8 protein-coding genes and 1 pseudogene are annotated in these 11,612 nt (G+C 60.1%); 3 read left to right on the top strand and 6 right to left on the bottom strand.

What is annotated here, in order from left to right; all coding sequences use genetic code 11:
• The first annotated feature begins 177 nt into the window (after positions 1-177).
• Positions 178-1,935 (top strand): flavin monoamine oxidase family protein, encoded by a 1,758-nt coding sequence (locus tag BM317_RS13885; RefSeq protein ID WP_092177033.1) that lies wholly within the window; start codon positions 178-180, stop codon positions 1,933-1,935.
• A gap of 752 nt (positions 1,936-2,687) precedes the next feature.
• On the opposite strand, the gene BM317_RS13880 is transcribed toward BM317_RS13885, so the two are convergent.
• Positions 2,688-3,194, bottom strand: coding sequence for a lectin-like bacteriocin LlpB (locus BM317_RS13880; protein WP_092474637.1), 507 nt, complete (start codon positions 3,192-3,194; stop codon positions 2,688-2,690).
• 336 nt (positions 3,195-3,530) lie between these two features.
• On the opposite strand from BM317_RS13880, the gene BM317_RS13875 reads away from it, so the two are divergent.
• Positions 3,531-4,082, top strand: coding sequence for a cytochrome b (locus BM317_RS13875; RefSeq protein WP_072405882.1), 552 nt, complete (start codon positions 3,531-3,533; stop codon positions 4,080-4,082).
• A 32-nt stretch (positions 4,083-4,114) separates the two neighbouring features.
• The gene (locus tag BM317_RS13870) at positions 4,115-4,711 is read left to right on the top strand and encodes a YceI family protein (protein WP_025215936.1); all 597 of its coding nucleotides are present in this window, start codon (positions 4,115-4,117) and stop codon (positions 4,709-4,711) included.
• A 243-nt stretch (positions 4,712-4,954) separates the two neighbouring features.
• Here BM317_RS13870 and BM317_RS13865 read toward each other — a convergent pair whose 3' ends face one another.
• The 5 genes and pseudogenes from BM317_RS13865 to ahcY all read right to left on the bottom strand — a co-directional run bounded on the left by BM317_RS13865 (position 4,955) and on the right by ahcY (position 11,596).
• Positions 4,955-6,823 carry an RNA helicase RhlE2 gene (locus BM317_RS13865; RefSeq protein ID WP_092474634.1) on the bottom strand — a complete coding sequence of 623 codons (1,869 nt, stop codon included), beginning with the start codon at positions 6,821-6,823 and terminating at the stop codon, positions 4,955-4,957.
• Between the two features lie 234 nt (positions 6,824-7,057).
• Positions 7,058-7,865: pseudogene (locus BM317_RS13860) on the bottom strand (substrate-binding periplasmic protein); the annotation flags it as partial.
• Positions 7,866-7,988: 123 nt separating this feature from the next.
• On the bottom strand, positions 7,989-9,071 hold the full coding sequence (locus tag BM317_RS13855; protein WP_092474631.1) for a hypothetical protein: 1,083 nt from the start codon (positions 9,069-9,071) through the stop codon (positions 7,989-7,991).
• Between the two features lie 85 nt (positions 9,072-9,156).
• The gene (metF, locus tag BM317_RS13850; protein WP_092474628.1) at positions 9,157-10,002 is read right to left on the bottom strand and encodes a methylenetetrahydrofolate reductase [NAD(P)H]; all 846 of its coding nucleotides are present in this window, start codon (positions 10,000-10,002) and stop codon (positions 9,157-9,159) included.
• Between the two features lie 184 nt (positions 10,003-10,186).
• Entirely contained in the window at positions 10,187-11,596 is a 1,410-nt protein-coding gene (gene ahcY, locus BM317_RS13845; protein WP_092176598.1) for an adenosylhomocysteinase, read from the bottom strand.
• Positions 11,597-11,612 lie beyond the last annotated feature (16 nt).

Below are 11,612 nucleotides of genomic sequence, written 5' to 3'. Positions count from 1 at the left end.
CCGTGGGGACAACCCATTGTGTCGCTGGCGCTACTTTTAGCGAGGCGATAGACGCCGCTGGCGGCGCTTTGATGGCTGTCGTATTCTTCGCCGTTCCCTGAGCCGACTGGCTCGAAAAACCGAGAGCCGCCTGGCTCGAAAGCTGAAATTTCCTACGTTTAATCCGGAGTTCGTTGAATGTCTGCTGGTTGGCTGCGCGCCTGTGCGCTGGTGATGATAGGGCTGTTCAGCGTTTCGGCGCTGGCCAAGGACAAACAACCGACGGCCATCGTCATCGGCGGCGGCCTGGCGGGACTCACCGCGGCCTATGAGCTGCAGAACAAAGGCTGGGCCGTGACGCTGCTGGAAGCCAAGCCGGACCTGGGCGGTCGCTCGGGCATGGCCACCAGCGAGTGGATCGGCAATGAGAAGACGCAGCCGGTGCTGAACAAGTACGTCTCGACCTTCAAGCTGAGCACCACGCCGGCCCCGGAGTTCGTGCGTACCCCCAGCTACCTGATCGACGGCACCTACTTCACCGCCGCCGACCTGGCGACCAAGCAGCCGGCCACCGCCGAAGCCCTCAAGCGCTACGAAACCACCCTGGACGACCTGGCGCGCTCCATCGAAGACCCGCAGAACCCGGCGGCCAACAACACGTTGCACGCCCTGGACCAGATCACCGTCTCCAACTGGCTCGATCGTCTACAACTGCCGGCCACGGCGCGTCAGTTGGTGAACCAGGAAATTCGCACCCGTTATGACGAACCTTCGCGCCTGTCGCTGCTGTATTTCGCCCAGCAGAACCGCGTCTATCGTGGCGTGTCCGACCGCGACCTGCGGGCCTCGCGCCTGCTCGGCGGCAGTCCGACCCTGGCCCAGGCGTTCGTCAAGCAACTGAAAACCATCAAGACCAACTCGCCGGTGTCGGCCATCTCCCAGGACAAGGACGGCGTGACCGTCAAGGTCGGCAGCGTGGGTTACCAGGCTGACTACGTAGTGCTGGCGGTGCCATTGCGGGCGCTGAACAAGATCCAGTTGACCCCGGCCCTGGACGCCCAGCATCAAGGCGCGATCAAGGGCACCAACTACGGTTGGCGCGACCAGATCATGCTCAAGTTCAAGACCCCGGTCTGGGACAGCAAGGCACGCATGTCGGGCGAAATCTACAGTAACGCCGGCCTGGGCATGATGTGGATCGAGCCGGCCATGAAGGGCGGCGCCAACGTGGTCATCAACCTGTCCGGCGACAACGCCCGGGTGATGCAGGCCTTCGGCGACAAGCAGATGGTCGATCAGGTGCTGATCCGCCTGCACGCGTTTTATCCACAGGCCCGTGGCGCGTTCACCGGCTATGAAATCCGCCGCTACAGCACCGACCCGTCCACGGGCGGCGCGTACCTGGCCTTTGGCCCGGGCCAGATCAGCAAGTACTGGCGTCTGTGGGAAAAACCGTTGCAGCGTGTAGCCTTTGCCGGCGAACACACCGATACCCTGTATCCGGGCACCCTGGAAGGCGCCTTGCGCAGCGGCCAGCGGGCTGCCAGCCAGGTTGAAGACCTGGCGGCCGGCAAGTCGTTCGAACCGGCCAAGGTCGCGCCGGCTGCAACGGCCGCCGCTGCCGGCGCGGTGGCGGCGAAGAAGGGCAACTTCTTCAGCAACCTGTTTGGTGGCTCGGATGACGAGAAGAAGCCGGAGCCGGTCAAGGCACCCGAGCCGGTAGCGCCTGCTCCAACGCCTGCGCCCGTCCCAGCACCCGCATCTGTGGAACCACCAGCGCCTGCTCCGGCGAAAGTTGAGCCAACCAAGAAAGCAACGGCCAAACCGGCGGCGAAAAAACCAGCTGCCAAGACCCCGGCTAAAAAAGCGCCGACCAAGGCACCGGTAAAAAAGGCCGAGCCGGCGAAGAAGCCAGCAGTCAAACCGACGACGACTACTGAAACCAAGTCTCAGTAACGATCAGGTGGAAAGAACGCGGTTCAAGGACCTAATGCTGTTCACTTGAGGCAATCGACAAACCCGTGGCGGGGGAGCTTGCTCCCGCTGGGCCGCGAAGCGGCCCCCAAACCTGCCAAATGCGGAGCATCAGGCACACCGCACCCGCCGGTTTACGACTGCTTCGCAGCCGAGCGGGAGCAAGCTCCCTCGCCACAGGTCCTTCATTTTTCTCAAATGAACCACATGGGCCCAGGGGCCGCGTTTTTTTATCCCGCATCAAGCGTATCGGCGCCGCTTGATAAGCGCGACGTCCTACACGCCTCGGCGATATATCGGAAACTTCCCACCCTTTAACCGGAAGCAGGCGATAGCGCTTACCAAGCCATAAGTCTAGGCTCCTCGAAAAACAGGAGCGTGTATGAAAAAACTGATGGCAATGGTCGTATTGGTTTCGATGTACGGGTGCGTGTATGGCGAATGCCGGGATCCTTTGAAAATTCCAATGATTCCAAAAAGAGATCCGCAGTTAGCACACAAATGCTCCATCGATCCATATAGGCCTGAGTGCTCGGTGAACTAATAATTCACAATTTTCACCTCGTAAAAGCTGGAGTTAATATGAAGTTGATAGCAGCTTTAATGCTATTGGCAGTATTCGGTATCAGTGGTTGCACTGCTGATGGTCGTATGGTGCTGAAAAAGCACGATCCTCAATTAGTTTATAGATGCGACATGGATCCTTACAGGCCTGAGTGCGCCAATAAGTGACTCTAGAGAGGCGGCAGTGAAAACGACCAAGTTTTAATTTCAAAGTCCTCAAATAAAATTTTGACCCGCTTTGGCTTGGACATACGTCCCGGGACGAAGCCAAAGCGAGCCCAGCATAGCTTTCCCGTTCGCCTGTCATGGATGACCAGGTTGCCGTCATCCTGAATGACCATACAAGCGTTGTACCAAAGCGACTTGTCCCTGCTATGGCTACTTTCAGCAATCCATAAGCGTCTTCTGGATGGATCATAAAGAAAGCCACTATCAGCGATTACAAATTGCAGGGGCTCTCGCATTCTCTTTGGATACAAGGTTGCACTATAACGTTGATTGCTGTCTGCAATCCAGACGACAGTACCGACGTCCTTGATAACCAAATTCCCATCAGCCTGCAATATCAGTCGAAACTTTCCGTTTGGGGACTGAAGAAACTGCCCCGGCGCCATTGTTTGATTGGGCGGAAGTAGCGGTGAGCCGTTGGCCCGAAATGGGGTGTAAGGAACAGCCATGCTTCACCTCGTTCAATAGTTGTTGAACGCCCATGTGATCAAGAGGAGAAGCGGAAATGACGATACATATATATTGCATGGAAAAAATAGTTGGGCGATGGTGACGATTCCGACGCGGTCTTCTGTTGCAGCGAGCCTGCTCGCGATGAGGCTCAGGCGCATATCCAGCGGCCGCCAGCCCCCTCGCCATCACCTACCGTTTCCCCTTTAATCTTTCCTTAACCCACCCCCTCCAGACTGATGATCGTATTTCTCGATATTTCAAAGCGAAAATTTCCGCTTTAAATCGATAGATAACTCGCTAGTCTTGATCGCAGTTTTTACAGGATATGAGCAATGCAGCTTCGCAACTCTTCTTCTCGCTATGGCTGGGTCAGTATCGCTGTGCACTGGGGCGTTGCGCTGGTGGTGTACGGGCTGTTCGCCCTGGGCCTGTGGATGGTCGGCCTGGATTACTACAGCACCTGGCGCAAAGACGCGCCGGACCTGCACAAGAGCATTGGCCTGGTGCTGCTGGCGGTCATGTTGCTGCGGGTGGTCTGGCGGTTTGTCAGCCCGCCACCGCCGACCCTGCCAACCTATGGCCGCCTGACCCGCGTCGGCGCCAAGCTTGGACATAGCGCACTGTATCTCGGGTTGTTTGCCGTGATGATTGCCGGTTACCTGATTTCCACCGCAGACGGTGTCGGGATACCGGTGTTTGGCCTGTTTGAAGTACCCGCGCTGGTGTCCGGACTGCCCGATCAGGCAGACGTCGCCGGTGAGATCCACTTCTACCTGGCATGGGCGCTGGTCATTTTTTCCGGCCTTCATGCGTTGGCAGCATTGAAACACCACTTTATCGACCGTGACGCGACCCTCAAGCGCATGCTGGGGCGCCAAGCCTGATGTTCAACCTCGACTCCAAAGGAATAGAAAGCATGTTGAAAAAGACGCTCGCCGCCCTGGCAATCGGTTCTGCCCTGCTGTCTGCCGGCCAGGCCATGGCTGCCGACTACGTCGTTGACAAGGAAGGCCAGCACGCCTTCGTCGACTTCAAGATCAGCCACCTGGGCTATAGCTACATCACCGGTACCTTCAAGGACATCGACGGCAAGTTCAGCTTCGACGCCGCCAAGCCTGAAGCCAGCAAGATCGAGTTCAACGTGAATACCGCCAGTGTGTTCACCAACCACGCCGAGCGCGACAAGCACATCGCCAGCGCTGACTTCCTGAACGCCAGCAAATTCGGCAAGGCCACTTTCGTGTCCACCAGCGTCAAGTCCACTGGCAAGAACGCTGATGGCAAGGAAACCGCCGATGTGACCGGTGACCTGACCCTGTTGGGCGTGACCAAGCCGGTCGTGGTCAAGGCCACCTTCCTGGGTGAAGGCAAGGACCCGTGGGGCGGCTACCGTGCTGGCTTCGAAGGCACCACCAGCATCAAGCGTTCGGACTTCGGCAAGCAGAAAGACCTGGGGCCAACCTCCGACGCGGTCGAACTGTACGTCTCGTTTGAAGGTGTCAAAGCGAAGTAACCTTCGCGCCTGACAAAAAAACGCCCCTGGTCTTGGGACCAGGGGCGTTTTTTATTACGCGGATTCGGGCAACACAGAGAACCCTGTGGGAGCGAGCTTGCTCGCGATGGCGTCTTACCAGTCGACTTGATGTTGACTGACATACCGCTATCGCGAGCAAGCTCGCTCCCCCATTGGGAATGTGTCGGGCCAAAAAAAGCCCCGGGTCGCGAGACCCGGGGCTTTTTCACGGCTTGGAAAAACTCAGCGATTGCGTGTCAGCAATGCCGGTTTTTCGCCCCGTGGACGGCTTGGCAGTTGATCCAGCTGTTCAGGTGTCGGGAAGCGATCGGCTTTCGATTCCTTGTGCATGATTTTCGGCTGGTTGCTGCGTGGGTTCTGCACGGCCGGTTCCTGGCGAGGCTGGTCGTCACGGGCCGGGCGGCGCGGGCGGGTGTCGTCGCGGCGGGCCTGGCCGTCACGTGGGGCGCCGTTGCGTGGGCCGCTGCGCTTGGCCGGTGGTGTGCCGGTAGACGAGCCGTTGCTGTTGCGCGGACCGTTCTGGCGACCCTGTGGCTGGCCACCGCGCGGAGCGCCTGCACCTGCGCCCTGTGCTGGGGCGCCCGGACGACGACCGCGGCCCTGGGCCGGTTTCTGCTGCGGCACGTAGTCGACGCGGTTACCGAAGTTATCGACATCGTCATCCAGGAACTCGTCCGGCGCACGATCGGCTGCGGCGCGCGGAGTCGGGCGCTGCTGCTCACGGGCTGGGGTACCTTCGCGAGGCTTCTGCTCGCGGGCAGGGCGTTCGCCGCGGCCATTGCTGTTGCTGGCCGATTTCTCCTTGCCCTTGTCCTTGCCTTTGTCTTTGCGACCGCCGCCGCCACCACCGCCGTTCGGACCGTCGCCCCGTGGGCCACGGGCATTGCGCGGATTACGCACATCCGGACGTTCGCGCACTTCAGGCTTCTCGGCTTCGATGGTACTGGCATCGAAGCCCATCAGGTCACCGTCGGCAATTTTCTGCTTGGTCATGCGCTCGATGCTTTTGAGTAGCTTTTCTTCGTCCGGCGCGACCAGCGAGATCGCTTCGCCCGAACGACCGGCACGGCCGGTACGGCCGATACGGTGAACGTAATCTTCATCGACGTTCGGCAGCTCGAAGTTGACCACGTGGGGCAACTGGTCGATGTCCAGGCCACGGGCCGCGATGTCGGTGGCCACGAGGATGCGCACTTCGCCGGCCTTGAAGTCGGCCAGGGCCTTGGTGCGGGCGTTCTGGCTCTTGTTGCCGTGGATCGCCACGGCTGGCAGGCCGTGCTTGTCCAGGTACTCGGCCAGGCGATTGGCGCCGTGCTTGGTACGGGTGAAGACCAGGACCTGTTCCCAGGCGCCGGCGGTAATCAGGTGCGCCAGCAGGGCACGTTTGTGGCTGGCCGCCAGGCGGAACACACGTTGCTCGATACGCTCGACCGTGGTGTTCGGCGGCGTGACTTCGATGCGCTCCGGGTTGTGCAGCAGCTTGCCGGCCAGGTCGGTGATGTCCTTGGAGAACGTCGCCGAAAAGAGCAGGTTCTGGCGCTTGGCGGGCAGGCGGGCGAGGACTTTCTTCACGTCATGGACGAAGCCCATGTCGAGCATGCGGTCGGCTTCGTCCAGCACGAGGATTTCAACGTGGGACAAATCGACGCTGCCCTGGCCGGCCAGGTCCAGCAAGCGACCGGGGCAGGCCACCAGTACATCGACGCCACGGGACATGGCCTGGACCTGGGGGTTCATGCCGACGCCGCCAAAAATGCAGGCGCTGACGAACTTCAGGTCGCGAGCGTAGACCTTGAAGCTCTCGTGTACCTGGGCCGCCAGTTCGCGGGTAGGGGTCAGGACCAGTACGCGCGGTTGGCGCGGGCCATGACGCTGGGATTTGTCTGGGTGACCGTTGGGAAACAACCGCTCCAGGATCGGAAGGGCGAAACCACCGGTTTTACCAGTACCTGTCTGCGCCGCGACCATCAGGTCGCGACCTTGCAACACGGCGGGAATGGCCCGCTGTTGCACCGGGGTAGGCTGGGTATAGCCGGCGGCTTCGATGGCGCCGACTAAAGCCTCGGAGAGACCGAGGGAAGCAAAGGACATGAGTAATCCTGTTTTAGTGAGGGCCTGGCCCAATGGGATAGTCTTGCCGGGCGCGAATGACGTTCAACCAAAAGACGTCATCCCGTCCGGTCCTGCCGGGTCTCGAAGGCGGGTCCGGACAAGGCTCGCGCGGGCTGTAGGCTGCGCTGTAGCGGTGTCGGGATGCCTTTTGCAAGACCGGGCGTCCGGGCGTGAGCCTGGCGGGAAGGCCGGAGTATAACAGAGCAAACGCCCCGCGCCGCTTTCCTGCTGCTCAACGGTTTATTTCAGTGCTGGCCCGACTGGGCGGTGTGGCCTTGGTCATGGCGCCTGCGCCGTAGCGGGCGCTCAGTTCGGCATAGGCTGGTTCGCGCTTGAAACGCTTGAGTTCGGCACTGAAGCGTTGCACCAGCAAATCCATCCCGGCATTGCGCCGCACCGCCAGGTATTGGCTTTGACGGCTCACCACCTCCGGGTTTTCGGTGATCTGGTCGCCCAATTGCATTTGTTCGAGCAGATGTCGGCCGACCCTGCGGTCGGTGATGAGCAGGTCGATTCGGCCCAGTTGCAACTTGCCGAAGTTGGCTTCATGGGTGGGCGCCGCTTCACGTTTGAACAGGGTCGACTCACTGAAGGCCTGGCTGTACAGGTAACCGGGCGAGGTGCCGACGGTCAGGCCGCCCAAGTCGTCGAGCGTGCGAAACGGATGGGGGCGGGCGTTGGCGTAGAACATCACGAATTCCACGTCCGACAGCGGTTCGCTGGGGTAAAGCAACAGGGCATCGCGCTCATCGCTGTGGAAAATGTCCAGCGCCCCGTCCGCCAACCCTTGTTCCAGCATTGCCAGGCACCGCTTCCAAGGCAGGAACTGCCATTCCACGTCGATGCCCAGGCGCTTGAACACAATGGCCGTGGCTTCGTAGTCCAGGCCGAGCTTCTTGCCGTTCTCTTCGTAGACATAAGGCGCCCAGGGTTCGGTGACAATGCGCAACTTCTCGGCCTGAGCGGTCACGCTCAGGCACAAGAGAAGAAGGGCGGTCAGCAGCTGGACAATGACAGGCATGGGCCTGAGGTTACGACGAGAGCTTATCAAATAGCTAGAGCGCTCTGGCCTGTGCCCTGGTGGCTGTTTGGCTAGTGAGTCAACTTCTGCGAATTTGAACCAGCGAACTCACCGCGCAGGCCACTACTTGCCTTTTGCCTGCATCAGGTGCGCATAGATGGCTTCGCGGCGCTCACCCAGCACGAGACGAATCAGCGGATGATCGAGCCAACGTTTGAGTTCATGGTCCTGCAGCGACTTTTCCAGGCGATTTTCGACGTTTTCCAGGGCTTTTTCCCACCAGACCGGGGCGCAGGCCTGGTCGAACTCGTTGGTATGGCGATAGCAGCCATAGAGGATCTCGCGCATGAACTGGCGTTTATGGCCGGGCAGCCCCAGGGTGATGAACTTGTAGGCCAGGCGTTGGAAGGTCGGCGGCCGAGGCAGGTTGGCGGTGACTTGGCCGGTTTCATCCAGGGCTTTGTGGCAAGTCGGTGCGGCACCGTGTTTGGCGAGCCAGGCTTTGGTCTTGGCGCGAAACAGCTGCTTGCGGCTCCAATAGTGGTGGATCAGGTCCGGGCATTCGCGCACTTGCACCGAGCGATAGGCCGCTACCGAAAGGCAGAACTCTTCCAGCGTGTAGGCACCCTTCGCCAATGGATACAGTTCATCCATCAGGGCGATCGAGCGATCCAGGACTGACGCGTCGGCGCAGTTGAGACCAATGACCCCGGAGTTCAGCAAGGGCATGTCGTCGTCCGCCAACTGCCGCTGGTGCAATGTGTCGGCCAGTGTCAGGTAAAGCCCGGCGTCTTTGTTGGCGCCATACGTCAGGCCGAAGGCATTGCACAGCAATGTACCAGGCTGGACGCGACGAAACAGTTCGAGGGGGGAGCAATGGAAAAAAGTGTCGGTGTCGATCAGCAGCGCCACTTCGGCTTCTTCGAGCACTTTGCGCATCACCACGTGCTTGGCACGGAAGTGATACCCGTGGGGTTCGATCCAGGCCTGGCGGGTTTCATTGTCCAATGGGCGCAAACGCACCGGCAGCCCTGCGTACGGTGCGGGATTGTCGGTGAACACCTGGATATCCAAGGCTTCGTCCGGCGTCTTGCGCAGGCCGGCCAACGCGCTGGCGATGCTGAACAACGCTTCCTGGTGGTAGGTTTCGGCCCCGTAGACCAGATAAATGAGTTGTGGGGTCGTTAGCCTGTGACCATTGGGCATCTACTGCGATCCTCCAGATGTCTGTGCTTAAAAAAAAGGCCTTGGTTTTCGCCAAGGCCTCTTTGTACCACCGCATTAAGTCAATTCAGCGCGGCAGCTTGAGGTTGTTCCATACCGCGAGGCTGGGCTCGGCCTGGTTAAGGGTATAGAAATGCAGCCCCGGTGCGCCGCCTTGCAACAAACGCTCACACATTTGTGTGATGACTTCCTCGCCGAAGCTTTGGATGCTTGAGGAGTCATCGCCATAGGCTTCCAGTTGTTTGCGAATCCAGCGTGGGATTTCTGCACCGCACGCGTCGGAGAAGCGCGCCAGCTTGCTGTAGTTGGTGATCGGCATGATTCCCGGCACGACAGGAATGTCGACGCCCAGCTTGCGGATACGTTCGACGAAGTAGAAATAACTGTCGGCGTTGAAGAAATACTGGGTGATGGCACTGTTGGCGCCAGCATTGGCCTTGCGCACGAAATTGCGCAGATCGTCTTCGAAGTTGCGCGCTTGCGGGTGCATTTCCGGATACGCAGCCACTTCGACGTGAAAGTGTTCGCCGGTTTCCTCACGAATGAAGCTCACCAGTTCGTTGGCGTGGCGCAGCTCACCGCTGGCCATGCCCATGCCCGACGGCAGGTCGCCACGCAGGGCAACGATGCGCTTGATGCCGGCGGCCTTGTACTGGGTCAACAGGCTGCGCAGGTCGTCCTTGCTGTCGCCGACGCAGGACAGGTGAGGGGCAGCGGGAACTTTGACTTCGCTTTCGAGCTGCAACACGGTGTTCAGGGTGCGATCACGGGTCGAACCGCCGGCGCCATAGGTGCAGGAGAAGAAGTCGGGGTTGTAGCTGGCCAACTGGCGGGCAGTGGCGATCAGTTTTTCATGCCCAGCATCGGTCTTCGTCGGGAAGAACTCGAAGCTGTAGCGACGGTCTTGGGACATGGTCATATCCTTGGAAACTCGTAGGCCGGAGAGGCTTGCATATCCCTGGTGGGGGCGGGCTTATGTGGGAGCGAGCTTGCTCGCGATTGCCATCGCCTCGGTACGGCAGTTGGACCGAGGTGTCTGCATCGCGAGCAAGCTCGCTCCCACAAAAAAGCCTGCTCCCGTGGGGGAGCAGCGCCGATCAGTAGCGGTAAGCGTGCGGCTTGAACGGGCCTTCGACGGTGACGCCGATGTAGTCAGCCTGTTGCTTGGTCAGCTTGGTGACCACGCCGCCGAAACCGCGGACCATTTCCAGGGCCACTTCTTCGTCGAGTTTCTTGGGCAGTACTTCCACGGTCAGGCGCTCGGCTTTCTGGGCCGGCGACAGGTCGGCGTATTTCTGGCCGAACAGGAAGATCTGGGCCAGGACCTGGTTGGCGAACGAACCGTCCATGATGCGGCTTGGGTGACCGGTGGCGTTGCCCAGGTTCACCAGGCGGCCTTCGGCCAGCAGGATCAGGTAGTCGTCGTTCTGTGGGTCGAAGCTGCCGGTGCCGGTGCGGTGCACCTTGTGGACCTGTGGCTTCACTTCTTCCCATGCCCAGTTCTTGCGCATGAAAGCGGTGTCGATTTCGTTGTCGAAGTGACCGATGTTGCAGACCACGGCGCGCTTCTTCAGGGCCTTGAGCATGTTGGCATCGCAGACATTGACGTTGCCGGTGGTGGTCACGATCAGGTCGATCTTGCCCAGCAGCGCCTTGTCGATGCTGGCTTCGGTGCCGTCGTTGATCCCGTCGATGAACGGCGAAACCAGCTCGAAACCGTCCATGCAAGCCTGCATGGCGCAGATAGGGTCGACTTCGGACACCTTGACGATCATGCCTTCCTGGCGCAGGGACTGGGACGAACCCTTGCCCACGTCACCGTAGCCGATCACCAGCGCCTGCTTGCCCGACAGCAGGTGGTCGGTGCCGCGCTTGATGGCGTCGTTGAGGCTGTGACGGCAGCCGTACTTGTTGTCGTTCTTGCTCTTGGTCACCGAGTCGTTGACGTTGATGGCCGGGATTTTCAATTCGCCCTTGGCCAGCATGTCCAGCAGGCGGTGCACGCCGGTGGTGGTTTCCTCGGTCACGCCATGGACGTTTTCCAGCACGGATGGGTATTTCTTGTGCAGCAGCTCGGTCAGGTCGCCGCCGTCGTCGAGGATCATGTTGGTGTCCCATGGCTGGCCATCCTTGAGGATGGTCTGCTCCAGGCACCACTCGTACTCCTGCTCGGTCTCGCCTTTCCAGGCGAATACCGGGATACCGGCGGCGGCGATGGCGGCAGCGGCCTGGTCCTGGGTCGAGAAGATGTTGCAGGACGACCAGCGCACTTCGGCACCCAGGGCAACCAGGGTTTCGATCAGCACGGCAGTCTGGATGGTCATGTGGATGCAGCCGAGGATTTTTGCGCCTTTCAATGGCTGTTCGCCAGAGTACTTGCGACGCAGACCCATCAGGGCTGGCATTTCGGATTCGGCGATGATGATTTCGCGACGACCCCAGGCAGCCAGGGACATGTCGGCGACTTTGTAATCGGTAAAAGCTGCAGGCGTGATAACAGCGCTCATGAAGAGCCTCCATTCG

Source organism: Pseudomonas sp. NFACC24-1 (genome assembly GCF_900115235.1).
Taxonomy (GTDB): Bacteria; Pseudomonadota; Gammaproteobacteria; order Pseudomonadales; family Pseudomonadaceae; genus Aquipseudomonas; species Aquipseudomonas fluorescens_AA.
Note: the sequence above shows the minus strand (reverse complement) of the source record. Positions and strands in the feature narration are given on the sequence as shown.